Below are 25,865 nucleotides of genomic sequence, written 5' to 3' on the forward strand. Positions count from 1 at the left end.
CATGACCAAGACAGAGATCGACCGCAACCCTTCCAGCGACTTCAAGCTCTCCTTCGAGTTCTTCCCGCCGAAGAGCCCTGATATGGATGTGCAGCTTTGGGAAACGGTGGAAGACCTGTCGCGCTGGAACCCGGACTTCGTATCCGTGACCTATGGGGCAGGGGGCACCACAAAGGCGCCGACGCTGGAAGCAGTGCGCCGGATGATCTCGGTGGCAGGCTTGTCGACGGCATCGCACCTGACCTGCGTGGATGCCAGCAAGCGCGAGACACACGAGGTTGTGGAAGAGCTACGCAATGTGGGCGTCAAGCATTTCGTTGCGCTTCGCGGTGATCCTGCGACGGGAATCGGTACGGCCTACAAGCCGCACCCGGAAGGGTACGAGAACGCCGCTGCCCTTGTGCGCGGCTTGAAGGAACTGGGCGACTTCGAGATTTCGGTGTCCTCCTATCCGGAAAAGCATCCGGAGAGCGAAAGCAATGCCGTCGATATCGAGATGCTGAAGCTCAAGGCGGATAACGGTGCAACCCGGGCGCTGACGCAATTCTTCTTCGACAATGATATCTTCGAACGTTACATGGAGCGCGTCACCAAAGCCGGTATCAAAATACCGGTCGTGCCGGGCATCATGCCGATCCAGAACCTTACGCAGTTGAAGCGTTTTGCCGGTCGCTGCGGCACCAGCATTCCAGCTTTTCTCGACGAGCGCTTTGCCGGTTATGATGATGATCCGGTCGGTCGTGCCAAGGTTGCCGCCGATGTTGCTGCCGAGCAGATCTTTGATCTGCAGCGTCGCGGCGTTAACGAATTCCATCTCTACACGATGAACCGCGCACCACTGGTCAATGCCGTTCTAGAGAATGTCGGCTTCCGGCCAGCGCGCAAATCTGCCGCCTGATTGAGCCGCGATCAAATCAAAATAAAAAAAGCGCAGGTAGAAAAACCTGCGCTTTTTTAATGGCTTATGAGGATCAACTTGCGGCCGGGCGTCCTAAACCCCAACGCTTCGTCAGATGAAAAGCATCAATCCGACAAACGCAAACGCCACGCCGACTGCCAAGGCATTAAGAGAATTTGTAAGTCCCATGCTCTGCCTCCTGTTCGTTGACAGTAAGCATTATGACCCTTTTGTGTCTTTTGAAAAGCGCTTTTTATGATGCGCTGCACACCAAACAGGCCGCTTCTGGGTGAAATTGCGGCAGCAATCCATTGAAAAACAACTTATATTACACGGTGAAGATTTCGTTATTCCGACCGTAAAAAAAGTAAATGGCCGAGGTTTCCCCCGGCCATTTTCATCGAATCCGATCGTCTCAGATCATTAAAGCTTGTCGAGGAGCTCGCGGGTCGGCCAGCCATCGGCGGGGAGGCCCAGACGCTGCTGTTCGCGCTGAACGGCGATGCGAGTACCGGAGCCGAGAATGCCATCGATCTTGCCGACATCATGCGTCTTGGCATCCAGCTTCGTCTGCAGTTCCTTCATCTCGGCATCGTTGAGGCCGGGATCCGGGTTGCCTTTGTTGTAGACCGGAGCGCCCATCAGACGTGTGGCAAAATAGGCCGCAGAGGTCGTGTAGATAAACGACTGGTTCCACTCGAGATAGATGTTGAAGTTCGGGTAGGTGAGGAAGGTCGGTCCCTTGCGGCCCTGCGGCATGATGAGCGCTGCCTGGAGATTGGCGAACTTCTTGTCGCCGTCGCGCGGCGTAACGCCAAGGTTGAACCAGTCACCAGCGGTCATGGTGCCGCCAAGGCCGGATTTTTCCCACGGCAGGTTTTCCGGTACCGAAACCTCCTGGATCCAGGGCTCGCCCTTCTTAAAGCCGAGGTGCTGGATGAATTTCGCAGCCGTCAGGATCGCGTCCGGCGAGCTACCCTTGACGTTGACGTGGCCATCGCCATCACCATCGACGCCGAATGCAATAATGTCCTTCGGCAGCATCTGCACCTGGCCGATTTCGCCTGCCCATGCACCCGTGTTGGTCGCAGGGTCAAGATCGCCATGCTGGACCATTTCGGTGAGTGCGATCAGCTGCGGACGGAAGAGCTCCGGACGGCGGCAATCATGCGACAGTGTGACCAAGGCATTGCGGGTGTTGAAATCGCCCTGTACGGCGCCGAAATCGGTTTCCATCGCCCAGAAGGCGGCGATGACGCCAGCGGGCACACCGAACTCGTCCTCGGCGCGCTTGAAGGTGGAGGAATATTCCTGAAGCTTCTTGCGGCCCATGTCCAGACGGCCCTGGCTGACGGTGCGCTGCGAGAATTCGAGGAAGGTCTGGCGGAAGACGCCCTGAGCGCGGTCGCGCGAAAGAACCTTCTGGTCGATCTGGGCACCGGCGAGCGCCTTGTCGACAGCTTCTGCCGATACGCCCTTACCGATGGCTTCGTCCTTCACGCCCTTGAGGAAGGTCGGCAGATCGCCACCGCAGGGAACCTGCTTCGGGTCATCGGGGGAGACGGTTGGGGTCACGGCGAGCGCGGAACCGCAGGACAAGGCAAAAAGAGTGGCAGCAAGAACCAGGCTGCGTTGCGAGAAGCTGAACATCAGAATTCCTCAAATGTGCGATTGGCCCACTGGTTTCCTTCCCTTTGTGGCGGAAGCATGGGCAAGATCGTGAAAGACAATCGCAGAGGTTTTGTTTCGTCGCCCCTGCGATTATTTCGTCGCACATCTGCCTGTATTGGCTCAAAAAGCAAGTCCAAAGCAGGTCGCGCAGAAGTGGTATACGCTTTTGTGGCAACTGAACCCGCTATCCACGGCGGTCTGGCGTTTCGTTCGTCGTCAGCTGCGGGCGTTGGAGGCAGACGCGACCCATGTGCGCCAGTTCTTCTCGCTTCCGGAGAAGACGTTGATGTCGGTCGGGGTGCTGATGCCCGGAATGACGCCCGTGCCGGTATATTGCCAGAAAGCCCATTGGCGCTGCGGATAGATTTCCGATGGATGAGCTGCGACCGAACGAACCCAGAAATGATAGTTCTTGAACTGGCCGACCAGATTGTCCCGGTGGAAATCGACGCTGGTATAGATGATCGGCCGCTTGCCGTAGTAGTTTTCGATGCGGGTAAGGAAGCGCTGGATTTCGGAGCGAACCACATCGGGTGACGGCCGCGTCTTGCAGGTCGGGGAGGCGGGGTTCCACTCCACATCGAGTACCGGCGGCAGCTTCATCGATTCCTTCGGCACGTTGCGGATGAACCAGTCGGCCTGCGCATCGGCGGGCGCACAGAAGTAATAGAAGTGGTAGGGCGCGTGCGGCACACCGGCTGCGGCCGCGCCGCGCCAGTATTCTTCGAATCGGGAATCGAGACGATCGGTGCCTTCGGTCGCCTTGATGAAGGCGAAGGATACGCCGGACTTGCGCACGGTCGCCCACTCGATTTCGCCATTCCATTTGGAAACGTCGATGCCGTGCACCTCGTGCCTGTGCGGCGAGTTGCGCCCGAAATCGTGCGGATCGTTATCCTTGAACTTCGGTCGTGCGACGGAGGCGGTCTCGAGGAAATCGTAACTGGTCGAGGTGCAGCCACTAAGGACCAGCAAGGTGCCAAGAAGAGCCGGAATGAGCCGCCGCATGATGTTCCCAGTTGAATGAGTTCCCGCCGATTGCGCGCGCCGGCTCATTGGCCGACGCGGCATATCGTTAATCCGTATTTACCATAACAGGGTAAACAACCGGTTATGACAAGAGGAAGGATTAAGAATTCATTCCTGAGCGGTGAGGCGGCTTTCTCAAATTTTCGGCATCGTCAGCACCGCACGCCACGCATAGCCGCGGGCGAGCGGCTCGAACTCCAGGGATGCATTATGGCTTCCGGCAAGCGTCTCCAGTACGTAGCGGAGGTTTGAACGCGGTGTGACGTGGAACTTCGTCAGCCACGCCTGCAGCAGGCTGCGGAACCAGACGGGCAGGTGCTCCTGCTGGCCGAAATCGACGATGTGCAGCGATCCGCCCGGTGCCAGCGACAGGAGGGCACGTTCCACGGCCTTTTCCCATTCGGGAATCATCGAGATCGCATAGGAGATCATGATGCGATCGAACCCTTCGCTGCGACCGAACTCTCCCAGCCTGAAGGTGGTGGCGTCAGAAACGCGCAGCGTTGGACGCGCCACCTTGCCCGAGAAGTTCTCTGCCGCCGTGCTCAGCATCTCGGCGGAGATATCGAGACCGTAGAGCTTGGCCAGCGGAAAATGACGGGCGGCGAGCAGGAGATTGCGGCCTGTGCCGCAGCCGACCTCCAGAAGGCTGCCGCCATGGGGAATATCCAGACGTTCAATCGTGCGGTCACGTCCGAGCAGATAGTATTTGCGGGTAATGTCGTAGATGTGCCGCTGATGGCGGTACATTCTGTCCATCAGGGTCGCATGCTGGGCGTTTGCGAGGCCGACGCTGTCTCCGATGCTCTTCATGCCGATGCCCTCTGATAGATGTGGAAGCCGCCATAGATGGCCGACCGGTCTTTAGCATTGAGTTCAAGGGAGCGGTCTTCGAGATAGGACCATTGGGCGCGGATATCAGCAGAGAGGCGGCCTTCGATGACACTCTTTTCTGCCGCCGTGCGGAAGATCACGCGGGCGTCGGGTGTCGCGGTACGGCTGATCTGGGCCCATAGCTCGTTGATCTGCACGTCGCTCATCCAGTCCTGCGCATCGAGCAGCACATAGCGATCCACCGACGAGGCGGGTTTGGACGCCAGAAGCTCGGTGAAGGTGGCGTGGTGGACGGTGACGCGATCGGCATTCTTGCGAATGGCGTCGTAATATTCGGGTTTCAGATAATCCGGTAGCGTCCCTTCACTGGCATCGGGGTAGCGGCGGGCGAAGGCTTGCCAGGCAAAGTAGTTGTCTTTCAGGGAGAAGTCGCAGGCGAGCTTTTCCAAGCGTCTGCGCAAGACGGGCGCGATGGTGTTGCCGTCCGAGAGGCTGGCAAGCTCGTCATATTGGCGCGGTGGAATGCCAAGGCCGAAGAGCGAGCTTTTGCGCTTGGTCAGCCAGCGGATCATCGGCTTGTCAAAGAGAGGTCCCACCTTCTCATCGAAGAACCGGCGCTGCTCTTCTATCGAGCGGGTCTTTGCAATGTCCTGGAGCTTGACGCCGTGCAGGCGCGCCAGCAGGTGTCCGGCGCCGATGAAGCGGCCGAGCAGTCCGGTACGGTAGATGTTGCGATCGAAAACGGAGATGCGACGGCGTCCTGCAATCGTGCGCTTCGACCAATAAGCGCGCGTCTGCGCATCGAGGTTCGGGGCGATAAAGCGGTCATAGCCTTCGCTATTGGAGCCAATATTGGCCTTGCCGAATTGGCGCACGACATCGCCATGGCTCGGCAGGTGGCGGAAGGCCGCGAGCTTCAGCCGATTGAGAGCGATGTGGTGGGGGTTGAGATCGACGACGTCGATGCTTTTCGGGCTCTGCGACAGGTAGGCCAGCGCATTGCAGCCGCCCGAACCGATGGTCACGATGCTATGACCTTCGCAAAGCTCCATGGCCTGCATGTCGACATCCGGGTCTTCCCAGATTTGCGGATAGACGAGGCCGGAAAACAGCATGCCAAACAGCCGCTCCGACAGGCCGCTCGTTGAAAGCGCCTTGTGCTGGAGAAGGGCGGCCTGGAGCTTGGTATTCTTGCTGAAGCCGGTTTTGGGGGCAGCACTCGTCATATGATTCCACCTATCGTTCGGGTGACAGGCGTGTAGCGTCAGGACGCAACAGTTTAATGACGGGAGGAGATGGAGGCAGTCACTCCGTTAGCGCGCGTTGATAAAAGGTTGCCCTGAGCAGTGCCGCAGACGCCAAAAGGCGTTCGACTGCCCTTTGTTCAAGGGCAGGTCAGATCATAGAGAGTTGAGGGAATAGAGCGTTCTGCTACTGACGCAGGACGTGGAGCATGTTCTTGCGCTTGGCGTCGTAATAATAGCCGCGGGCATAAAGACGCACAGCGCCGTCACGATCGTTCTCAGATACCTTCCACGCACCGCTCAGATATTTGACGGCATAGCGCAGATTTGTCTCTGCATCGAAAAGACCGGAGGCGGGGCCACTGAAACCCATGGAACGGGCGGTGGCATGCTTGATCTGCATCAGGCCAAAGTGACCACGATTATAGGCGCCGGGATTGTAGCGGCTTTCGCGCATGACGACGCGGTGCACCAGATCTTCAGGCACGCTGTACATGGTGGCGTATTTGGAGATCAGACCGCTGAGCTTCTCGCGACCGACGGGCTGCGGCCCGGTGCTGAGCCCCTCGCGCGTGCTGATCGCAGCCAATGCTGCGTTCTGCGGGGCGGAAGCGTAGGCGAGAACGGTGCTGTCAGGCTTGGGCAGCGGCACGATCGTTTGCGCGCGCACCATGTCTTCCGTCAACTGCACAGGGGCCGCCGATGGCGTACCGGGTGGTGGCGGGGCCGGTGGGAAGGAGCCCTTGACGGCTACGACCTGCGGCAGGGATGCGGTGGCGGAGGTGTTTGCTGCGGCCTGAAGGCCGGCGGCGTGATTGGTCGTCATTGCCGTCGCGGCAACTGGCGTTGCGCCAAGCGATGCTGCCGTTGTAGCCGATGCCATTTGTGGCGTGCCGGTCGGCGATTGCATCTGTGCGGAGATTGCGGCTGCGGCTGCAATTTCTGCTGCCGGGGGAAGGGCGACACGACCGCCCTTTAGGGCCGGCGTGGAGGGCATAGGGGTTGTCGCGGAATTGGATGCGACCTGAACCGGGGAGGCCGCGTCGGCTGTCGGCGCGTTGGTCGCTGCCGCTGCTACGGTGCCGGGCTGATGGCCCTCGGTCGTCGTTTGCGTGCCGGGCGCTACCGTACCTGCCGCCGTTGCCGGCGCTGCGACGGGTGCGGCTGCAATCTTCGGGGAATGAACGTTGGAATTCGCTGAATATTCGACGCTGGTGCATCCTGCCAATGCCAGCGTCAAGCCCATGGTGGACGACAAAAGTGACGCCGATTTACGGCGCAAATTGCCAGAAAATATCATGCTGCCGCCTCTACTTTGCCTGCCTGTTGATGCCCCCGTATCAAACGAAGCACGCAGTCTCCTGGGCGGATCATTAACCTATCGTAAGGATTCCGGCAAGACGGGAGGCGTCAGATGTGTTTCAGGCGGCGATGCGACGGTAGCCGGCGGAGACGGCGCGACCGGTAATGAAGCGCGTTCCGCGGTTGTTTCGGACCTTTTTCGTCACCGATGCACGACGCACCATGGCGATCGTCGAGCGGGCAAAAGTGGCCTGCAGAGTGAGGCAGAGGAGGGACAGGACCAGGGTCGCGGCCTGCATCTGCGTCAATGTTTCCACCACGTCGCGGGAGCGATTGATGAACTGCGACAGGAAGGCGATGAAGAAGGCGAAGTAGCGTAGGCGCAGCGCCGCCAAGACGAAGCAATCGACAAATATGGTGCCGAGTGTTCTGGCGCGCAGATTGTCATTCTCCGCCTGTGATTCGCGCGCGGCGGGCGTTGCGATCGTCCACAGGCCGAACAGCATCAACCAGCCGATTCCAGCCCATTGGATGACATCGAGAAAGGACGAGGGCACATAGGACGCGCCAGCCACCACGATGGCCGCCGCGGAAAATGTCGTCATGACGCCAAGCGTCGCGCCGCTGACCGACGCGATCATGGTGCGCTTGCCGCGCACCGCTGCATAATTTGCAACCTTGAAAGCAATTGGCGATGGCAGCGCAAAAAGAATGGCACAGGCTGTGCAGAACACCAGCCAGACTTGTGCGGACATGACGACCTCCTTGCCCTTCACATCTTTTTACCAAGCGATGAGGCGATAATAAAGCCTTCGTCACATGGAGTTTGGAACAATGCGGGCTTTCCCGCGCTGCGTTGTGCGAAAGCCACGCATTCCTCCAGGAGAAGACCATGGGGGAATAAAGCATCGGCCCGGAAACCAAAACGGATTTCCGGGCCGATGGATGCATCACGTCAATCACGTCTTCCTAATTATTTAGGGAGACTGGAACTGTTACGCCGCTTTGAAGGGCTGGCCGATATGGTCCATCACCTCGGAGAACCAAGGCGTCGAGATATCGAAATGCTTGCCGCCCTTGATGCGCGGGAACTCGATGGTGCGCAGCTTGCCGCCCTGATCCTCATCATGACCGGTGACGCCGGACACCTTGTTCAGCGCGCTTTCGACCGCCAGATCCACCATGCTGTGGATCAAGCGCAGGTCTTCGCCATTGGCCGGGGCAGACCGTGCATAGTAGCCGGACTTCTGTACCATGGTGCGCTCGGCGCCGATCAGGCTTGCAAACTGCTTCTGGAACCAGCCGCCGACATTGATCGTGTCGATCTTCACATGGCCGAAGGCATCGCGCTTGACCGCTTCGCCGGCCGCTTCACGCTCCGCCACGATCGAATCGAGGCCTGCACCTTCGGAGACGAAGAGGGTGACGAAGCCGTTCTTTTCCATGATTTTCTTCAGGCGGGCCGCTTCTGCCTGGATGTCGAAGGCCATTTCCGGCAGGTAAAGACCGTCGATGCGCTTCAACTCTTCTCCCATCAGCAGGCCCTCGACATAGTCGTTGCCCTTGACCTTCTGGATGTAGGCGCGTGCGGTGGCCGCCGTGAGCCAGCCGCAGTGACGCCCCATGACTTCGTGAATGACGAAGGTCTTGGGCGCCGCACTCTGTTCATTGCCGACATTGTCGAAGAAATTTGCGCCGACTTCGGCAGCCGTCCAGGCGCCAAGCGACTGCTTGATCGGGACCACGTCATTATCAACCGTCTTGGGAAGACCGACGACCGTCAGGTTATAGCCATTGGCGCCGAGATAGGCGGCAAGGTCTGCCGCGGTCGTGTTGGTGTCGTCGCCGCCAATGGTGTGAAGAATGGTGACGCCATCCTTGGCGAGGCGATCGGCGGCAACCTGCAATGGGTTTTCGCCTTCCTTCACCAGTCCACGCTTGGCGCAGTCGGCCGCATTGGTGAGCTTCACGCGGCTGTTGCCGATCGGAGAGCCGCCATAGCGATGCAGCAGGGGAGCCTTCTCACGCATCTCTTTGGTGATGGCGACGCTGTCGCCGAGAAGCATGCCCTGATAGCCGGAGCGGTAGGCCACGATGTCGATTTCGGGAGCGATGTCGGTGTAACGCTCGATCAATCCGCCCACGGCAGACGAGAGGCAGGGCGCCAGTCCGCCTGCGGTCAACATTGCGACTTTCTGTTTGGCCATTGGGGCTCTCCTTTGTCGGTTCTCAATGCGTGTTGGGGCAAATGGATGCGACAGCCTGTTTTGCATGTAAAGTTAATTTCTCAAGAAAAACGGGTATTTCGCGGTATTTTCGAATATCGGTGAACTGCTTGGCGAATATAATCGTTTCAATGCCAAGAAGTGTCGACGACCTCGGAACCGGCTTGTGGAAAAGCTGTTACGGCGGTGTCAGACAATCAGCATAAAGCGAAGCTAAGATGACGAAAACTTAATGATCTGCGACCTTTATGCGTCTTGCATTCACACCATGGAGCCGTCATGCTGAGAGACATGATGTTCGATTTCGCCTGTTTGCACATTTCATCCCTCTGGGAGCGGCTGCTCGGCGCGATCGGCGAAGCGGCAGGAAATGTGCTGGGTCGAGTGATCGAAGCGGTTAGAACCGTTTTCGAAGGCGATCCGGAAACCCGCCGCAAGGTTTCCTTCTCAGTCGCGATCATCGCTCTTTCCGCCAAGATGGCGAAGGCTGACGGTGTCGTGAACGATGCCGAGGTGCGCGCCTTTCGCCAGATATTCGATTTTCCGGAGGAGGAAGCCAAGAACGTCGCAAGGCTCTATAACCTCGCGCGTCAGGACGTTGCCGGTTATGAGGCCTACGCCGAGCGGCTTGCGGGTCTCTGCGGTACGGGCCGTGAAAATTGCGAGATGCTGGAAAGCGTCGTCGATGGTCTGTTCCACATTGCCAAAGCCGATGGCCTGATTCATGAGCGTGAAATGGCCTTTCTCGGACGGATCGCGGAAATCTTCCGGATCACCGAGGATCATTTCGAAACGATCATGGCGCGCCATGTCCACATGGACGGCCGAGATCCCTACCGCGTCCTCGGCGTTTCGCCATCCGACGACTTCTCCGATATCCGCAAGCGCTACCGTCTGTTGGTGGCCGAGCATCACCCCGACAAGCTCATTGCCCGTGGCGTTCCGATGGAATTGCATGCGGCCGCGAATGAGCGTATGGCGGCACTCAATGCCGCCTATGCGGCCATCGAGAGAGAACGCCGCGTCGCATGAGTGACTTTCTGCCGGATTATGCCGGTGCCAGCGTCCAGCCCTCGCCAAACCATGGCGAGCGGGTGGGGGTGAGCGCACCCGACTCCATCATTCTTCACTATACGGGGATGGAAAGCGCCGAGCGCGCGCTGTCCTGGCTTTGCGAGCCGGAAAGTCAGGTTTCCAGCCACTATCTCGTTTTCGAAGACGGACATGTCATTCAGATGGTGCCGGAGAGCCGTCGGGCCTGGCATGCGGGCAAGAGCTTCTGGGCGGGCGAAATCGATCTGAACTCGCGTTCCATAGGCATCGAGATCGCCAATGGCGGCCACCCTGCTGGCCTTCCGGATTTTCCTAAAGCCCAGATCGACGCCGTTGCCGAATTATGTCGCGACTGTGGCGCGCGGTGGTCGATTGCGCCGGAGCGGGTGCTCGCGCACTCCGATATTGCCCCTGTTCGCAAGGTGGATCCGGGCGAGAAGTTCCCATGGGACATCCTGTCGCAGAAGGGCGTCGGCCACTGGGTCCAACCCGCGCCAATCGGCGGCGGACGCTTCTTCCAGCGCGGCGACAGCGGACAACCGGTTGAGGCCTTGCAGTCCATGCTGTCGCTCTATGGCTACGGCGTTGAAATTTCGGGCAGTTATTGTGAAAAGACGGAAGGCGCAGTTGCAGCTTTCCAGCGTCATTTCCGGCCTGCGCTGGTGGATGGCATCGCCGATTTCTCCACCATCGACACGCTGCACCGGTTGATTTCGCAACTGCCCAAGTTCAAGCGCGCGTAGGCGTCGTTGTCGATAAAAGCGGCGTGATCGGCGCTGGTCCACATTGCGTTCCTAGGCCCTTGCCACAGTAAATCCTTATTGGCCGACTTTAAACGCCGCATCGAAATGCGGCCGGCTGGGTGTTGTCCTAGACGCCGTCAATATCAATGACGAAGACTTTCCGAAGGATTGTTCCCGTGACTTTCCCGATGCGTGCCCTTGCGCGTCCATTACTGGATGTCTTTGTGACTGGAGACTATTTCTACTGATGAGAAGAGTGATTGTTGCTGTCTCGGTCTGCATCTCGATGCTGGCCGTGCAGACCGGAATTGTTGTTGCCAAGGATGACGTGAAAACCAAGACCGTGACGCTGCAGACCTATTTCCGCAAACCCGGTTACCCCATCCCTGAGCGGACCCTTCCTGCCACGCTGAAGAACGATTACTCCGATCTTATCGTCAAATATGCCAAGCGTTACGGCGTACCGACGAACCTGGCGCACGCGGTCGTTTCGGTGGAAAGCCGGTTCAATCCGAAGGCCCGCGGAAGTGCTGGCGAAGTCGGGCTCATGCAGATCAAGCCAGCTACCGCAAGGATGATGGGCTATCGCGGCACGGTGAAGGCGCTCTACGATCCGGAAACCAATATTCGCTGGGGGATGCAGTATCTCGCCACGGCGCATCAGCTGGGCGGCGGCGAAGTCTGCAGCACCATTTTGCGCTACAATGCAGGTCATGGGGCAACCCGTATGAACCCGGTGTCGAAGGCCTATTGTGGCAAGGTGCAGGCGCTGCTCCAGGGATGATCGTATCGGTGCGGTTTGGGCTTCTTTCTGCCGGCAGATTTTGTTAGTCGAGAACGGCGATAGCATCGGCCCGAAAATTGGATGCGATTTTCGGAAAGCACGATGCGTCCATTCAAAAAGGTAAAGCGTCCTTCGTGCGTCCAATAGGACGCACGGCGCTCTACGACGGAGCGCAGGATGACCGACTTCAGATACATCGTGATCGGAGCTGGAATGATGGGGGCCGCTGCGGCACGCCATCTTTCTTCGCAGACGGAGGGCGTGGCGCTGATCGGTCCTGCCGAGCCGACAGACCGCAAGAGCCACTACGGCGTGTTCTCCAGCCATTATGATGAGGCGCGGATCACGCGCGGTTTTGACGGCGACCCGGTATGGGCGGAACTCGCGAAGCGCTCGATCGAACGATATGCCGAGATCGAGCAAAAGAGCGGCATCCGGTTTTATCACGAGTTGGGCTGCCTCTTCACCGGCAATGGCAATGGGCTGGGCGGTGATTATGTCTCGGGCGCCATGGGCAGGAAAGACGCGCTGGGTCTGACAGTCGAGACCTACGAGCCGGACGCGCTTTCCTCTCGTTTTCCAATGTTCTCTCTGCCGGACGATCACCATGGCTGGTTCGAGCCGCACAATGCCGGTTACGTCAATCCACGCGCCTTGGTGAAGGCTCAAATCACGATTGCCGGGCAACAGGGTGCCTCGATCCTTCGTCAGACGGTGGTGAAGGTTTTCGATGGCGGTTCAGGCGTCGAAATAGAGACCTCGGAGGGGCATCGATACACGGCGGAGAAGGTGATCGTCGCAGCGGGCGGCTTCACCAATATGGCCGACATTCTGCCTGTTAAAGTGGACATGGCGGCAACCGGCCGCACCATCGCCTTCTTCGAACTGGACGATGAGAAGCAGGAAGCCTTTGCCGGCATGCCCTCCACCATCGTGCTGGCGGCGAGCGAAGACGACATCGTTTACATTCTCCCACCTGTTCGCTATCCGGATGGCAAGGTCTATTTGAAGATTGGCGGGGAAAGCGAAAAGGGCAGGCTGGAAACACTCGATCAGGCGGTCCAGTGGTTTCATTCCGACGGGACTGCGAGTGAGGTGGATTTCCTTGTCCGTCGCGCCATCGAGTTGATGCCCGCTCTTGCCGGATGCCCCGTGACGTCCGGCTCCTGCGTTGCCTCCATTACCCGCACTGGCTATCCGTATATCGGCTACACATCGTCTTCCAATATTGCGGTGCTGACCGGTGGCAATTTCGTTTCGGCGAAATCTTCCGATGAGATTGGCCGGCTTGGGGCGGTGCTTCTGCTTGAGGGGCAGTTGAGCGAGGATAATTTTGCGGCGCAGATGGCGCCGGTGCTCGTCTGACGGCCTATGTGTCAGGAGGCAGTCCTTCATCAAGACACTCAAATCCCTCTGGCGGTGAATCAGGAAGCCGCTACAAGTCTTTGACGCAGAATCTGAAATCGGTTGAGAGCAGTTATGGCAGCGCAGTTCAAATATATTGTCGTCGGTGCGGGCATGATGGGGGCTGCTGCTGCTCGGCATCTTTCTCTCGAATCGGATGGTGTGGCGCTGATCGGGCCGCATGAGCCCGCCGACATCCGACATCATCAGGGTGTGTTTGCCAGCCACTACGATGCGGCGCGGATCACGCGGACCATCGATGATGATGCGGATTGGGCGCGGCTCGCCAATCGCTCGATTGAGCGCTACCGGGAGATCGAGCGCGAGAGCGGGATAGGCTTCTACCACGAGGTCGGTTGTCTGATTGTCGGCAAGGCGCGTGGCACCGGTGTGCCCTATATAGAGAATGTCTGCGCTGCGGCCGAGACGCTTGGGGTTGATACCGACGTTTTTGAAGATGCCGAGTTGATCGAGCGCTTCCCTTATTTTTCCTTCGAAAGTGGTTGCGAAGGTGTCTTCGAAAGGCGCAATGCCGGTCACATCAATCCACGCGAAATGGTGCGCGCGCAAATCCTGGCAGCGCAGAAGCGCGGCGTGATGCGCTATGACGATATTGTCGTTTCGGTCCGGGACGAGGGTGGTGTGGCGACCGTCACCACTGCCTCCGGCAAAAGCTATACGGCGGAAAAGGTGCTCGTGGCTGCGGGCGGATTTTCGATTGCGGAAGGGCTGTTGCCGCAGGCACTTTCGATGAATGTGTATGCTCGCACCGTTGCATTCTTCGAGGTCGATGATGCCGATCTTCGAGGCTTTTCAGAAATGCCGTCGCTGATCTATGAGCCGAGTGACCCGACCAAGCACATCTATCTTCTGCCGCCGGTCGTCTATCCCGATGGCAAGGCCTATCTGAAGATTGGCGGCGATCCGGAAAATATTCTGCTCGGTACGGATGCGGAGATCCGCGCCTGGTTTCGGACTGGCGGAAAGCCTGAGGTGCGGAATAATTTCGCAGCCATCATAGAGACGCTTGTTCCCAGCATCGATGTGACACGACTGTCGATGGCGGCCTGTGTCACGTCCTATACGCCAAGCGGATATCCGGCGATAGGTTATTGCGGATCTGGGCGGATTGCGGTTCTGACCGGCGGCTGTGGCGCAGCGGCGAAGAGTTCAGATGAGATCGGGCGGCTCGGCGCGGTGCTGTTGGCCCAAGGCCATATCGAGGACGAAGGTTACGAGACGGATTTCGCACCGGTCTTCGCCTCGTAAGTCTGGCGGCTCCCTTTAACCGCAGCTCAACTTGCGACGATTTTCCGTTGGCTTTTCATCTTGAACCCGTCTAAGGAGCGCGTGCCAGTTGGCCGGGCAGCCGCGCTTTATCAATGTCGAAAGACGGTGAGGTGAGGAAAGTCCGGGCTCCACGGAAACACGGTGCCGGATAACGTCCGGCGGGGGCGACCCTAGGGAAAGTGCCGCAGAGAGTAGACCGCCACCTTTCAGGTGGTAAGGGTGAAAGGGTGGGGTAAGAGCCCACCGCGCCGCTGGTAACAGGGGTGGCATGGTAAACCCCACCGGGAGCAAGACCGAATAGGGATGACGTGGGGTGCCGCGGAAGCAGCGCCTACAGCCTGTTTCTGGGCGAGTCATCCGGGTGGGTTGCGCGAGGCGGCATGCAAATGTCGTCCCAGATGAATGGCTGCCACGTTCCGGGTCAAACCGGGGCCATACAGAACCCGGCTTACAGGCCAACTGGCGATTTCTCTCTTTTTCACTCCTCATGCGAAGCCGATTCCGGCGATCGCAATAGGTCATTGTTATCGTTCAACTATTTTTCATTAAAACTTCCGTTACGGAAGGCAGAGATGCCGCGTGAAACGGTTGCCGGTAAACCATTCGTTAAACTTAACGGGATATGAATATTCGAATCCGAAGTCGGTTCGCGCCGCCTTCTCCCATTGACGCCCATAGTGTCCCATGGTATCCCAAATGCACACCACAAGGGGTCGTGTTTTTGACCCGCAATCGCTGAAACGGAGACAAGGCCTTTCCAAGGCTGCAGGACTTTTTGTTCTGCCGGTCAGCGATTTGTCGTGCGTATCGGTGTCGCCTGAGCATGCGGCTTCAGGCGTTTCTGGCGAGTTGTCATATGGGGCGCTTTTTATCGAACGTGACGAACAGGATCGACGCCAAGGGGCGCGTTTCGGTTCCATCGGCGTTTCGTTCGGTGCTGGCACAACGCGACATCCAGGAGCTTTATTGTCTTCAGGATTTCGCTTTTCCGGCCATCAGCATTGGCGGGCCGGACCTGTTGGATCGCTACGAGCGGCAGATCGCGTCGATGGACGCGTTTTCGCCGGAAGCCAATGCAATGTCGCTGCTGGTTCACGGTGGCGGCGTGTTCATGAAGCTCGACGGGGAAGGGCGGTTGATGGTCACGGATTTCATCCGGGACTTCACCGCTATCACCACCGAAGTGACCTTTGTCGGTCGGGCGGATCATTTTCAGTTGTGGCAGCCGGAAGCGTTTCACGAGGCGCAGACGGCGGCAAGAACGGGGCGCAGTTTTTCTGCTGTTCGTCCCGTATAAGGCGGGGACACGGAATGGCGGCGAATTCTGGCGGACGATCTTCTGATGCCGGTGGCGGACCTGTTCGCCACATTCCGGTTCTCCTTCGCGAAGTTCTAAGCGCGCTCGATCCCGCGGAAGGCAAGATCATTCTCGACGGTACATTCGGCGCTGGCGGCTATACCCAGGCGATCCTCGAGCGCGGTGCGAATGTCATTGCTCTCGATCGTGATCCCACTGCCATCGCTGGGGGCCAGCCGATGGTTGCCGCCAATGGCGGGCGGCTCTCTCTCATTCAATCGCAGTTTTCCGATCTGGCAGCGCATGCGCCTGCACAAGGCCTCGATGGCGTGGTCTTGGATATCGGTGTCTCCTCCATGCAGATCGATGAGGCCGAGCGCGGCTTCTCCTTTCAGAAAAACGGACCGCTCGACATGCGCATGTCGGCATCCGGCGTCTCCGCGGCCGATGTCGTCAACCGCTGCAAGGTCGGCGACCTGATCCGTATCTTCGGCTTTCTCGGTGAGGAAAAGCAGTCAGGGCGTATTGCCCGTGCCATCGAAAAGAAGCGCGCGGAAGAGCCCTTCCGCACGACGCGCGACCTTGCCGGGCTGATCGAAATCGTCACGCCGCGCAAGGCGAAGGACAAGATCCATCCCGCAACCCGCGTCTTCCAGGCGCTGCGCGTCTTCGTCAATGACGAGTTGGGCGAACTGGCAAAGGCCTTGTTTGCGGCCGAACAGGTGTTGAAGCCCGGCGGACGCCTCGTCGTCGTTACCTTCCACTCGCTAGAAGACCGTATCGTGAAGAAGTACTTCGCCGATCGTTCCGGTCGCGCGGCAGGGTCTCGCCACATGCCGATGGTGGAAGACAAGCCGGCGATCTTCGATTCGCTCGGCAAGCCTATGATTGCGGCGAGCGAGGAAGAGGCGGAGTTGAACCCGCGCGCCCGGTCCGCCAAGCTGCGCGCCGGCATTCGCACCACCGCTCCGGCACGTCCGGCAGATATTTCCATTTTCGAACTTCCCGATCTCGCCAGCCTTGAAAAGATGGGAGGCTGACCATGCTGCGTACACTCGACCTCATTCTCGTCGGCGTGATGGTGTCAGCGGCCGTCGTCACCTATTCCATCAAGCATCAGGCCGATCTCAAGCTTGAATCCGTCAAGAAGCTTGAAGCCGAAATCAAACTCGAGCGCGATACGATCGATCTTCTGCGCGCCGACTGGGCGCTTCTGACACAGCCGAACCGATTGCATCGTCTGGTCAACGCCTATCAGGCCGATCTTCAATTGACGCCGACGCTGCCGACGCAACTCGCACAGCCGCAGGAGCTGCCGATGTTGCGTTCGCAACTGCCGCAGCCGCCAGAGCCGGAGGGCATGAGCGTCGAGGATGTGATCGCTGCTGCGGTCAACGGCTCCAAGCCGGGCGCCACACTTGGTGGTGCCAAGCCGAAATCGGCACCTGCCGGCCAGATCGTCGCCACTGGCGGCAAGCCTGTTCCGGCACCAGCGCCGCGCTCGCATGTGGCCCGTGTGCCCAAGCAGCCAATGCCTGCTGCGAAAGCGCCGATTGGCGACGAGTCCGGCGAAATGGATGAAACGATAACAGGATCGGTGGACTGATGTCTTTTCTCTCTCGCGTCATGGTTTTGAAGAGCAAGGCCCATTTTTCCGCCAGCACGATCGGTGGGGCGGACCATGCTGCCTTTGAGGGCGCACGCAAGAAGCGCGCTTCGCAGGCCAAGAGCCGCGTTGGCCTGTTGATCTTCGGCTTCGTCTGCTTCTACGGCGTTATCGGCGGTCGTCTGGTGCAATATGGCTTGGCCCAGCAGGAAACCGTTTCCAGTATTGCGCCCGCCGACAGGCTGATGGCCTCGCGTCCCGATCTTCTGGATCGCAACGGCGAAGTGTTGGCCACCGATATCCGCACCGTGTCGCTTTTTGCCGAACCGCATCGCATCGTTGACGTGGATGAGGCGATCGAGAAGCTGCGCACCGTTCTGCCCGATCTCGACACGCGCGGCACCTATCAGAAGCTGACAAACAATTCGCGCTTCCAGTGGTTGCGCCGTCAGTTGACACCGAAGCAGCAGAGCCAGATCCTGGCGCTTGGCATTCCCGGCATCGGTTTCCGTCCTGAAAAGCGCCGCTTCTATCCGGGTGGTCCGACGGCGGCCCACGTTGTCGGCCACGTGAACATCGACAACCGCGGCGTTGCCGGCATGGAGCGCTATCTCGACAGCCAGGGGCTGGCCGATCTGACAGCGCTTGGCATGACCTCCGACCAGCCGCTTGAGCCGGTGAAGCTTTCCATCGATCTGCGCGTCCAGGCGATCGTGCGCGAAGTGGTGGTCAATGCCATTCAGAAGTTCCAGGCGATTGGCGCAGGTGCTGTTGTCATCAACGTGCATACGGGCGAAATCCTCGCCATGGCGTCGCTGCCGGATTACGATCCGAACAACCCGGCGGAAGGCGCCAAGGAAGGCTGGCTGAACCGCATGTCGAACGGCACGTTCGAGATGGGCTCGACCTTCAAGTCCTTCACCATCGCCATGGGTCTGGACGAAGGCGGCATCTCGCTCGGCTCCACCTTCGATGCGCGCTTCCCGATCCGCATCGGTGGCTTCACCATCAAGGACTTCCACGGCAAGGGACGCATCTTGTCGGTGCCGGAAATCTTCCAATACTCCTCCAACATCGGTACGGCGAAAATTGCCGATACGGTTGGGACCGAAGGGCATAAGGAGTTCCTGACCCGTCTTGGCCTGCTGTCCCGGATGCAGACGGAATTGCCGGAAGTGGCGATGCCCACACAGCCGCGCCAGTGGAAGAAGATCAATTCCATCACGATTTCCTTCGGTCACGGTGTATCGACCACGCCGCTGCAGACGGCGATTGCCGGTGCGGCCCTCGTCAATGGCGGCAAGCTGATCGAACCGACCTTCCTGCCGCGCACCGTCGAACAGGCCGACCTTGTGGCGAAGCAGGTGATCAAGCCGACCACCAGCCGCGACATGCGCTTCCTGTTCGAATGGAACGGCGTCAATGGCTCCGGCCGCAACGCCCGCGTCGAAGGCTTCAACGTCGGCGGAAAGACCGGAACGGCCGACAAGGTTGTCAATGGCCGCTATGTCCACGACAAGAACTTCAACGCTTTCCTATCGGCCTTCCCGATGGATAAGCCCGAATATGTGGTTCTTTCCTTCATCGACGAACCGAAGACGGACAAGGGCAATGGTGCGGCACTTGCAGGCACGTCCGCGGCCCCGATGGTGCATGACATCATCACCCGCTCGGCTGCGATCCTCGGCGTGAAGCCGAAGTTCGGCAAGGATGGCTCGGCCTTGCTCGTGTCTTATTGATTGGTACAGCTTATGATGGACCGGCGATTCGCGTCGGGGGGACATGACGGACACATCAATGAATTTGCGAGATCTATCGGGACAGTCGTTTCCGGAACTGAATGAATTGCTTCGCGCAGATGCCGGAGCGCTGACCATCACCTCAATCACGGCGGACAGCCGCAAGGTTGAGCCGGGCGCGCTCTTCGTCGCCGTTTCCGGCAACAAAGCGGATGGCGCGACCTTCGTGCAGGACGCGGTTGCCAAGGGTGCTGCCGCGATCGTTTCGGGCCAGCCCGTTTCCGCAGATGTGCCGGTTCTCGTCGTTTCCGATCCAAGATTGTATCTCGCGCTTGCCGCTGCCCGCTTCTACTGGAAGCAGCCTGAGACGATGGTTGCCGTCACCGGCACGGCCGGCAAGACGTCGGTTGCGTCCTTCACCCGACAGATCTGGGCTTTCGCTGGTCATCCAGCCGCGCAGATCGGCACGACCGGTGTGATTGCGCCCGGCCGCGAAGAATATGGTTCGCTGACGACGCCCGACCCGGTTTCGCTGCATGCGCTTCTGGCTGAGTTGGCATCGGAAGGCGTGACCCATGCGGCAATGGAAGCATCCAGCCACGGTCTTGATCAACGTCGTCTGGATGGCGTGAAACTCTCTGCTGCCGGCTTTACCAATCTCGGTCGCGACCACATGGATTACCATCCAACGGTCGAGGACTATATGGCCGCGAAGATGCGGCTGTTCGATACGCTGCTTCCGAAGGGCTCACCCGTCGTCATCTTTGCCGACGATCCATGGTCGGCTCAGGCGATAGAGGTGGCGACGAAGGCCGGTCACGATGTGCGCACGGTTGGCCGTAAGGGCGATTATCTGGCGTTGAAGCGTGTCGAGCACTTCCGCCATAAGCAGATGATCGAGGTGCATCACGAAGGTGCAATCCACGAAGTTGATATCCCGCTTGCGGGCGATTTCCAGGTTGCTAATGCACTGGTCGCGGCGGGTCTTGCCATGTCGACCGGCGTGTCCGCATCGGTGGCGATGAAGGCGCTGGAAAAGCTGATCGGTGCTGCCGGTCGTCTCGAACTCGTCGGACAGACGAAGAATGGCGCGCTGGCTTATGTGGATTATGCCCATAAGCCCGACGCGCTGGAAAATGTTCTGAGCTCGGTGCGTCCCTTCACCTCGGGCCGCATCATCACTGTGTTTGGCTGCGGCGGTGATCGCGACAAGGGCAAGCGTCCAATCATGGGCGAGGTGGCAACACGGCTTTCGGATGTGGTGATCGTCACGGACGACAACCCACGCTCCGAAGAGCCTGCCACCATTCGATCCGAGATCATGGCGGCGGCGCCCGGTGCAATGGAAATCGCAGACCGCGCAGAGGCGATCCGCCATGCCGTGTCGATGCTGGGGAATGGAGACACATTGATCGTTGCGGGCAAGGGGCACGAGGAAGGTCAGATCATCGGCGGCGTAACACTGCCGTTTTCGGACCATGAACAGGTGCGTTCGGCGCTGGAAGGATTGAAGATTTGAACTGGTTATGGACAGTTGCGGACATGATTGCCGTTACGTCGGGACGTCCGGTCGGCAATCTGCCGCAAGGTATCACGGGCATTTCCATCGACAGCCGCACGGTGCAGCAGGGTGAAGCCTTCTTCGCCATCAAGGGCGACCGGGTCGACGGCCATGATTATGCAAGTTTTGCCGTTGCCAATGGCGCGAGCCTGATGGTTGTCGCCGAGGCCAAGCTGCCGGCACTTGGACGCCTGACGGTGCCGATGATCGTCGTCGATGACGTTCTCTCCGCCCTCGTCAAGCTTGGTATTGCTGCGCGTGAAAGGACCTCAGCACGCATCATTGCGGTTACCGGCTCGGTGGGCAAGACGACGACCAAGGAAATGCTGCGGCAGGTGCTGGCCCCATCGGGCAAGGTGCATGCCGCGGTCTCGTCCTTCAACAATCACTGGGGCGTGCCGCTGACGCTGGCGCGTATGCCCGCCGATACCGAATTCGGCGTGTTCGAAGTGGGAATGAACCATCCGAACGAAATTCGTCCACTGGTAAAGCAGGTGAAGCCGCATGTGGCGATCATAACCACCATTGCAGCGGCGCATCTCGGCAACTTCAACAGTCTCGAAGAGATCGCCGACGCAAAGGCTGAAATTTTCGAGGGTGTTCTGCCCGGCGGTGCGGTGATCCTCAACCGCGACAATGCGCAGTTCGAGCGGCTGGAGGCGGCAGCACTTCATGTCGGCATCGACCATATTCTGACTTTCGGCCAGCATGCCAAGGCTGATTTCCGGCTTGCAGATTTCGAAAGCACGCCGAATGGCTCGACCATCTGGGCGATCATCAATGGCGAGACCAGCGAGCTGAACATCGGTACGCCGGGTCGTCATGTCGCAGAAAATGCCATGGCTGCCCTTGGCGTCGTCGCTGTGACCGGTGCCAACCTCGATCGCGCTTTCCATGCGCTCGGCAATCTTCGAGCCGTCAAGGGCAGGGGAGAGCGCCACCGCTTGTCGGTTGGCGATGGGTCATTCCTCCTGATCGACGAGAGCTATAACGCCAACCCGGCCTCCATGCGCGCGGCGATCGCGCTCCTGGCGCAGGCGGAAGTGCGCGGCAACGGACGGCGCATTGCGGTTCTCGGCGACATGCTCGAGATGGGCGAGTTTACCGCGGAGGTGCATGAAGAGCTATCCGGTCCGATCCTTTCTGCCGGCATCGAACATGTGTGGCTTGCCGGAGAATCGATGGCGCATCTTCGCGATGCGCTTCCCGAAAGCGTCAATGTGTCCTGGTTCCCGACGACCGCTGAGCTGGCTGACTTCGTGTTGAAATGGGTGCAGCCGGGCGATGTGGTAATGATAAAATCGTCACTTGGCATCGGTTTTGGCAAGATTGTCTCGGCTCTTCTTGACAAGTATCCGGCATTCCCCGAGACGGAGCGCCAGAATTAGGAAGCCTGAAAGCCCGAATTTTTCGGCTTTCTGCGCTCGATACGGAAACAAGGACCTTGAAGCGGCGCTGGCATTACCTCCCGCCCGCCGCTTCGACCGCCTTTCGAAAGGGCAAACATGCTGATCTGGCTCGTTGAACTGTCGGACAAAATTCAAATCTTCAACCTGTTCAGGTACATCACGTTCCGGGCGGGTGCAGCGCTCTTCACCTCCGCTCTCATCGTCTTCCTGTTTGGACCGGCCATCATCAATTCGCTGCGCATTCGCCAGGGCAAGGGTCAGCCGATCCGCGCCGATGGCCCGCAGACCCACTTCAAGAAGGCCGGTACGCCGACCATGGGCGGCCTAATGATCCTCGCAGGCATTCTTGGCGGGTCGCTGCTCTGGGGCGATCTGTCGAATGTCTATGTGGTTGCGGTTCTTCTGGTGACGCTCGGCTTTGGCGCCATCGGCTTTTACGACGACTACCTGAAGGTGACCAAGCAGAGCGACAAGGGCTTTTCCGGCAAGGCGCGTCTCGGCATCGAATTCGTTATTGCTGCCATCGCCACCTTTTTCATGATGAAGATTGCGCTTGCGACGGCACCGCATGGCGGAACGCTTGGAAGCTCGGTCGCCTTTCCCTTCTTCAAGGAATTCGTGATCAATCTCGGCTATTTCTTCGTTCTCTTCGGCGCGTTCGTTATCGTGGCGGCCGGTAACGCGGTCAACCTGACCGATGGTCTCGATGGTCTTGCCATCGTGCCGGTGATGATTGCGGCTGCGACCTTCGGCGTGATTTCCTATCTCGTCGGTAATGCGATCTTTGCGAACTACCTCCAGATCAATTTCGTGCCCGGAACCGGTGAGCTTGCGGTGATCGTCGGTGCCGTAATCGGTGCCGGTCTTGGCTTCCTCTGGTTCAATGCGCCGCCCGCTGCCATCTTCATGGGGGACACCGGTTCTCTGGCGCTTGGTGGCCTGATTGGCTCCATCGCCGTCGCTGTCAAACATGAGATCGTGATGGTGATCGTCGGCGGTCTCTTCGTCATGGAGACGCTCTCCGTCATCATCCAGGTGTTCTGGTTCAAGCGCACCGGACGGCGCGTGTTTTTGATGGCGCCGATCCACCACCATTTCGAAAAGAAGGGCTGGACGGAGAGCCAGGTGGTCATCCGCTTCTGGATCATCTCCGTCGGTCTCGCCATGCTCGGCCTCGCCACGCTGAAGCTGAGGTAAGCGATGATCCCCGTCACCACACTTGCGGACAAGAAGGTTGCTCTCTTTGGTCTTGGTGGCTCCGGCCTCGTGACCGCCAAGGCCCTGGTCGCCGGCGGCGCCGATGTCATTGCCTTTGATGACAACCCCGACAGTGTTGCGAAGGCGCAAAGCGAGGGTATCCCGACTGCTGACCTGCGCACGCTGGACTGGTCGAAGCTTGCCGTTTTCGTGCTGGCGCCGGGCGTGCCGTTGACGCATCCGAAGCCGCACTGGTCTGTCGATCTTGCCAAGGCGGCGGGCGTCGAGGTGATTGGCGATATCGAGCTTTTCGTTCGCGAACGCCGCGCTCATGCGCCGAAGTGCCCTTTCATCGCCATTACCGGCACCAATGGCAAATCCACCACGACGGCATTGATTGCGCACATTCTGAAATCGGCAGGCCGCGATACACAGCTTGGCGGCAATATCGGCACGGCCGTTCTCAGCCTCGACCCGCCGAAAGCAGAACGCTTCTATGTCGTCGAGTGCTCGTCCTATCAGATCGATCTCGCTCCGACATTGAACCCGACCGCTGGTATTCTGCTCAACCTGACGCCGGATCACCTCGATCGCCACGGCACGATGCAGCACTATGCCGATGTGAAGGAGCGTCTCGTTGCAGGAAGCGATACCGCCATCGTCGGCGTCGATGATAGCTACTGCACGCTGATTGCGGACCGCATCGAACGTGCTGGCGTCAACGTCACCCGGATATCCAAGCGCAATGTCGTGGCGGACGGGCTTTATGCCGAAGGCAGCCGGGTCATGAAGGCCGCGGGTGGCACGTCGTCGCTGCTCGTCGATCTTGACGGTATCCAGACGCTGCGCGGCAGCCACAATGCCCAGAACGCGGCCGCTGCGATTGCGGCTTGCCTGGCGGTCGGCATCTCCGACGATGAGGTGAGGGCAGGCTTGACATCATTCCCGGGCCTGAAGCATCGCATGCAGCCTGTCGGGCGGCGTGGCAATGTCACCTTCATCAATGACAGCAAGGCCACCAATGCAGACGCTTCGGCACCGGCGCTTTCGAGCTACGACCGGATTTACTGGATTGCTGGCGGCTTGCCCAAGGCCGGCGGCATCACCAGCCTGTCACCGCTCTTTCCCCACATCGCCAAGGCCTATCTGATCGGCGAGGCGGCGGCGGAATTTGCTGCGACGCTGGGTGAGGTGGTGCCTTACGAGATCTCCGGTACGCTGGACAAAGCGGTACAGCATGCCGCGGCCGATGCCCTTGCCGATGGTGCGAGCGGCAATGTCGTGATGCTCTCCCCGGCTTGCGCAAGTTTCGATCAATATAAGAATTTTGAAATACGTGGTGATTCGTTCGTTTCCCACGTCGCTGCACTCGATGGTGTGACGATGCTGGTGGAAGTGCAAAAGGAGCACTGAAGACATGGTAAGCCGTACTGACCGCGGTCCAGTCGCGGAGTGGTTCTGGACAATCGACCGCTTTTTCCTGGCGGCCTTCATTGCTCTCATCGGCATTGGCCTGATGTTGTCTTTTGCTGCGTCCCCCGCAGTTGCCGAGCGCATCGGTCTCAATAGCTTCTTCTTCGTCGAGCGCCAGGCGATGTTCATCGTCCCGTCGCTGGCGATCATGATCGGTCTGTCGTTTCTGTCGCCGCGCCAGGTGCGGCGCGTCGCCATCGTGCTGTTGATCGCCTCGCTGCTGATGATGATCTTCGCGCTGTTCTTCGGCATCGAGGTCAAGGGTGCCCGCCGCTGGATTTCGATCGGCAGCTTTTCCATCCAGCCGTCCGAATTCATGAAGCCGGCCTTCGTCATTGTCTGCGCCTGGCTCTTCGCCGAGCGGGCTCGTCATCCGGAAATCCCCGGCAATCTTTTCGCCATCATCACCTTCGGCATTGTTGCAGCCCTTCTGATTGCACAGCCGGACTTCGGGCAGACGATTCTGACATCCGTCGTCTGGGGCGGCATGTTCTTCATGGCTGGTGTGCCGTGGTTCTGGATCATCATGCTCGGCGGTCTTGGTGTCGGTGGTATCGTCACCGCGTATCTGATGCTGCCACACGTTGCGGGTCGTATCGACCGTTTCTGGACGGGTGAGGGCGACACGTTCCAGGTGGACACGGCGCGTGAAGCGATCATTCGCGGCGACTGGTTCGGCCAGGGACCGGGTGAAGGCATCGTCAAGCGCATCATTCCCGATAGCCATACCGACTTCATCTTCTCCGTTGCTGCGGAAGAGTTCGGTATCGTCTTCTGCATGGCCCTGGTTGCGATCTTCGCCTTCATCGTGCTGCGGGGCTTAAGCCACGCCTTCAAGGAAAAGGACGATTTCGTCCGCTTTGCCGTGGCAGGTCTGGTTCTTCAGATCGGTATCCAGTCGATGATCAATATTGGCGTCAATCTCGAACTCATGCCGGCCAAGGGCATGACGCTGCCGCTGATTTCCTATGGCGGTTCTTCGATGATGGCGATATGCGTGACGGCTGGCTTCCTGCTGGCGCTGACACGACACAGGCCCGAGAAGCGCGCACAGGAGCGCAGCTTCTTCCGCGTCGGCGCGGGTCTTCCTGCGGAGTAAAAGAGTG

22 protein-coding genes and 1 other RNA gene are annotated in these 25,865 nt (G+C 59.2%); 16 read left to right on the plus strand and 7 right to left on the minus strand.

Annotated elements, in window-relative coordinates:
• Position 1: 1 nt before the first annotated feature.
• On the plus strand, positions 2 to 898 hold the full coding sequence (gene metF, locus PVA19_RS09340; RefSeq protein ID WP_062426501.1) for a methylenetetrahydrofolate reductase [NAD(P)H]: 897 nt from the start codon (positions 2 to 4) through the stop codon (positions 896 to 898).
• Positions 899 to 1,321: 423 nt separating this feature from the next.
• Here the strand turns inward: metF and PVA19_RS09345 are convergent, their stop codons facing one another.
• The 7 genes from PVA19_RS09345 to PVA19_RS09375 form a co-directional block, all read right to left on the minus strand.
• The gene (locus PVA19_RS09345) at positions 1,322 to 2,548 is read right to left on the minus strand and encodes a lytic murein transglycosylase (RefSeq protein WP_274102171.1); all 1,227 of its coding nucleotides are present in this window, start codon (positions 2,546 to 2,548) and stop codon (positions 1,322 to 1,324) included.
• A gap of 237 nt (positions 2,549 to 2,785) precedes the next feature.
• The gene (locus PVA19_RS09350; RefSeq protein ID WP_153311914.1) at positions 2,786 to 3,577 is read right to left on the minus strand and encodes a glycoside hydrolase family 25 protein; all 792 of its coding nucleotides are present in this window, start codon (positions 3,575 to 3,577) and stop codon (positions 2,786 to 2,788) included.
• Positions 3,578 to 3,733: 156 nt separating this feature from the next.
• Positions 3,734 to 4,411: a class I SAM-dependent methyltransferase gene (locus tag PVA19_RS09355; RefSeq protein ID WP_274102172.1), complete on the minus strand. Its 678-nt coding sequence runs from the start codon at positions 4,409 to 4,411 to the stop codon at positions 3,734 to 3,736.
• Positions 4,408 to 5,658 (minus strand): DUF3419 family protein, encoded by a 1,251-nt coding sequence (locus PVA19_RS09360; protein ID WP_274102173.1) that lies wholly within the window; start codon positions 5,656 to 5,658, stop codon positions 4,408 to 4,410. The genes PVA19_RS09355 and PVA19_RS09360 overlap by 4 nt, the downstream gene beginning before the upstream one ends.
• Positions 5,659 to 5,863: 205 nt before the next feature.
• On the minus strand, positions 5,864 to 6,976 hold the full coding sequence (locus tag PVA19_RS09365) for a lytic transglycosylase domain-containing protein (RefSeq protein ID WP_274102175.1): 1,113 nt from the start codon (positions 6,974 to 6,976) through the stop codon (positions 5,864 to 5,866).
• Positions 6,977 to 7,097: 121 nt separating this feature from the next.
• Positions 7,098 to 7,733 carry a LysE family translocator gene (locus PVA19_RS09370; RefSeq protein WP_274102176.1) on the minus strand — a complete coding sequence of 212 codons (636 nt, stop codon included), beginning with the start codon at positions 7,731 to 7,733 and terminating at the stop codon, positions 7,098 to 7,100.
• A 240-nt stretch (positions 7,734 to 7,973) separates the two neighbouring features.
• Positions 7,974 to 9,185 (minus strand): pyrophosphate--fructose-6-phosphate 1-phosphotransferase, encoded by a 1,212-nt coding sequence (locus PVA19_RS09375; protein WP_274102177.1) that lies wholly within the window; start codon positions 9,183 to 9,185, stop codon positions 7,974 to 7,976.
• A gap of 309 nt (positions 9,186 to 9,494) precedes the next feature.
• Between PVA19_RS09375 and PVA19_RS09380 the strand changes: the two genes are divergently transcribed.
• The 15 genes from PVA19_RS09380 (at position 9,495) to ftsW (ending at position 25,858) form a co-directional block, all read left to right on the plus strand.
• Positions 9,495 to 10,235 carry a J domain-containing protein gene (locus PVA19_RS09380; protein WP_062426508.1) on the plus strand — a complete coding sequence of 247 codons (741 nt, stop codon included), beginning with the start codon at positions 9,495 to 9,497 and terminating at the stop codon, positions 10,233 to 10,235.
• Positions 10,232 to 10,999 (plus strand): N-acetylmuramoyl-L-alanine amidase, encoded by a 768-nt coding sequence (locus PVA19_RS09385; protein ID WP_062426509.1) that lies wholly within the window; start codon positions 10,232 to 10,234, stop codon positions 10,997 to 10,999. Before PVA19_RS09380 ends, PVA19_RS09385 begins: the two co-directional genes overlap by 4 nt.
• 247 nt (positions 11,000 to 11,246) lie before the next feature.
• On the plus strand, positions 11,247 to 11,783 hold the full coding sequence (locus PVA19_RS09390; protein ID WP_062426510.1) for a lytic transglycosylase domain-containing protein: 537 nt from the start codon (positions 11,247 to 11,249) through the stop codon (positions 11,781 to 11,783).
• A gap of 177 nt (positions 11,784 to 11,960) precedes the next feature.
• Positions 11,961 to 13,148: an FAD-dependent oxidoreductase gene (locus PVA19_RS09395; RefSeq protein WP_274102179.1), complete on the plus strand. Its 1,188-nt coding sequence runs from the start codon at positions 11,961 to 11,963 to the stop codon at positions 13,146 to 13,148.
• A gap of 114 nt (positions 13,149 to 13,262) precedes the next feature.
• Positions 13,263 to 14,456 (plus strand): FAD-dependent oxidoreductase, encoded by a 1,194-nt coding sequence (locus PVA19_RS09400; RefSeq protein WP_274102180.1) that lies wholly within the window; start codon positions 13,263 to 13,265, stop codon positions 14,454 to 14,456.
• A gap of 84 nt (positions 14,457 to 14,540) precedes the next feature.
• Positions 14,541 to 14,944: RNase P RNA component class A (gene rnpB, locus PVA19_RS09405), an RNA gene on the plus strand.
• A gap of 389 nt (positions 14,945 to 15,333) precedes the next feature.
• Positions 15,334 to 15,774, plus strand: a complete 441-nt coding sequence (mraZ, locus tag PVA19_RS09410) for a division/cell wall cluster transcriptional repressor MraZ (protein WP_062426513.1) — start codon at positions 15,334 to 15,336, stop codon at positions 15,772 to 15,774.
• Positions 15,775 to 15,788: 14 nt separating this feature from the next.
• Complete coding sequence (gene rsmH, locus PVA19_RS09415) at positions 15,789 to 16,814, plus strand: 16S rRNA (cytosine(1402)-N(4))-methyltransferase RsmH (RefSeq protein WP_113327896.1); 1,026 nt, start codon at positions 15,789 to 15,791, stop codon at positions 16,812 to 16,814.
• A 2-nt stretch (positions 16,815 to 16,816) separates the two neighbouring features.
• Entirely contained in the window at positions 16,817 to 17,380 is a 564-nt protein-coding gene (ftsL, locus tag PVA19_RS09420) for a cell division protein FtsL (protein WP_062426515.1), read from the plus strand.
• Entirely contained in the window at positions 17,380 to 19,119 is a 1,740-nt protein-coding gene (locus tag PVA19_RS09425; protein WP_062426516.1) for a peptidoglycan D,D-transpeptidase FtsI family protein, read from the plus strand. The genes ftsL and PVA19_RS09425 overlap by 1 nt, the downstream gene beginning before the upstream one ends.
• Positions 19,120 to 19,177: 58 nt before the next feature.
• Positions 19,178 to 20,638, plus strand: coding sequence for a UDP-N-acetylmuramoyl-L-alanyl-D-glutamate--2,6-diaminopimelate ligase (locus PVA19_RS09430; protein ID WP_274102182.1), 1,461 nt, complete (start codon positions 19,178 to 19,180; stop codon positions 20,636 to 20,638).
• Positions 20,635 to 22,068: a UDP-N-acetylmuramoylalanyl-D-glutamyl-2,6-diaminopimelate--D-alanyl-D-alanine ligase gene (locus PVA19_RS09435; RefSeq protein ID WP_274102183.1), complete on the plus strand. Its 1,434-nt coding sequence runs from the start codon at positions 20,635 to 20,637 to the stop codon at positions 22,066 to 22,068. Before PVA19_RS09430 ends, PVA19_RS09435 begins: the two co-directional genes overlap by 4 nt.
• A 117-nt stretch (positions 22,069 to 22,185) precedes the next feature.
• Complete coding sequence (gene mraY, locus PVA19_RS09440; RefSeq protein ID WP_062426519.1) at positions 22,186 to 23,286, plus strand: phospho-N-acetylmuramoyl-pentapeptide-transferase; 1,101 nt, start codon at positions 22,186 to 22,188, stop codon at positions 23,284 to 23,286.
• A gap of 3 nt (positions 23,287 to 23,289) precedes the next feature.
• Positions 23,290 to 24,699 (plus strand): UDP-N-acetylmuramoyl-L-alanine--D-glutamate ligase, encoded by a 1,410-nt coding sequence (gene murD, locus PVA19_RS09445; RefSeq protein WP_274102184.1) that lies wholly within the window; start codon positions 23,290 to 23,292, stop codon positions 24,697 to 24,699.
• 4 nt (positions 24,700 to 24,703) lie between these two features.
• Positions 24,704 to 25,858: a putative lipid II flippase FtsW gene (ftsW, locus tag PVA19_RS09450; protein WP_062426521.1), complete on the plus strand. Its 1,155-nt coding sequence runs from the start codon at positions 24,704 to 24,706 to the stop codon at positions 25,856 to 25,858.
• Positions 25,859 to 25,865 lie beyond the last annotated feature (7 nt).

The sequence above is a fragment of the Agrobacterium sp. CNPSo 3708 genome (assembly GCF_028674915.1).
Classification (GTDB): domain Bacteria; phylum Pseudomonadota; class Alphaproteobacteria; order Rhizobiales; family Rhizobiaceae; genus Agrobacterium; species Agrobacterium cavarae.

Bases quoted from the DNA above. Each gene is read 5' to 3' on its own strand.
- PVA19_RS09395 (WP_274102179.1), top strand. From the start codon at position 11,961: ATGACCGACTTCAGATACATCGTGATCGGAGCTGGAATGATGGGGGCC.
- PVA19_RS09350 (WP_153311914.1), bottom strand. From the start codon at position 3,577: ATGCGGCGGCTCATTCCGGCTCTTCTTGGCACCTTGCTGGTCCTTAGT.
- PVA19_RS09425 (WP_062426516.1), top strand. From the start codon at position 17,380: ATGTCTTTTCTCTCTCGCGTCATGGTTTTGAAGAGCAAGGCCCATTTT.
- PVA19_RS09370 (WP_274102176.1), bottom strand. From the start codon at position 7,733: ATGTCCGCACAAGTCTGGCTGGTGTTCTGCACAGCCTGTGCCATTCTT.
- PVA19_RS09360 (WP_274102173.1), bottom strand. From the start codon at position 5,658: ATGACGAGTGCTGCCCCCAAAACCGGCTTCAGCAAGAATACCAAGCTC.
- mraY (WP_062426519.1), top strand. From the start codon at position 22,186: ATGCTGATCTGGCTCGTTGAACTGTCGGACAAAATTCAAATCTTCAAC.
- metF (WP_062426501.1), top strand. From the start codon at position 2: ATGACCAAGACAGAGATCGACCGCAACCCTTCCAGCGACTTCAAGCTC.
- PVA19_RS09400 (WP_274102180.1), top strand. From the start codon at position 13,263: ATGGCAGCGCAGTTCAAATATATTGTCGTCGGTGCGGGCATGATGGGG.
- PVA19_RS09430 (WP_274102182.1), top strand. From the start codon at position 19,178: ATGAATTTGCGAGATCTATCGGGACAGTCGTTTCCGGAACTGAATGAA.
- ftsW (WP_062426521.1), top strand. From the start codon at position 24,704: ATGGTAAGCCGTACTGACCGCGGTCCAGTCGCGGAGTGGTTCTGGACA.
- PVA19_RS09345 (WP_274102171.1), bottom strand. From the start codon at position 2,548: ATGTTCAGCTTCTCGCAACGCAGCCTGGTTCTTGCTGCCACTCTTTTT.
- PVA19_RS09380 (WP_062426508.1), top strand. From the start codon at position 9,495: ATGATGTTCGATTTCGCCTGTTTGCACATTTCATCCCTCTGGGAGCGG.
- rsmH (WP_113327896.1), top strand. From the start codon at position 15,789: ATGGCGGCGAATTCTGGCGGACGATCTTCTGATGCCGGTGGCGGACCT.
- mraZ (WP_062426513.1), top strand. From the start codon at position 15,334: ATGGGGCGCTTTTTATCGAACGTGACGAACAGGATCGACGCCAAGGGG.
- PVA19_RS09375 (WP_274102177.1), bottom strand. From the start codon at position 9,185: ATGGCCAAACAGAAAGTCGCAATGTTGACCGCAGGCGGACTGGCGCCC.
- PVA19_RS09355 (WP_274102172.1), bottom strand. From the start codon at position 4,411: ATGAAGAGCATCGGAGACAGCGTCGGCCTCGCAAACGCCCAGCATGCG.
- ftsL (WP_062426515.1), top strand. From the start codon at position 16,817: ATGCTGCGTACACTCGACCTCATTCTCGTCGGCGTGATGGTGTCAGCG.
- PVA19_RS09390 (WP_062426510.1), top strand. From the start codon at position 11,247: ATGAGAAGAGTGATTGTTGCTGTCTCGGTCTGCATCTCGATGCTGGCC.
- PVA19_RS09385 (WP_062426509.1), top strand. From the start codon at position 10,232: ATGAGTGACTTTCTGCCGGATTATGCCGGTGCCAGCGTCCAGCCCTCG.
- murD (WP_274102184.1), top strand. From the start codon at position 23,290: ATGATCCCCGTCACCACACTTGCGGACAAGAAGGTTGCTCTCTTTGGT.
- PVA19_RS09365 (WP_274102175.1), bottom strand. From the start codon at position 6,976: ATGATATTTTCTGGCAATTTGCGCCGTAAATCGGCGTCACTTTTGTCG.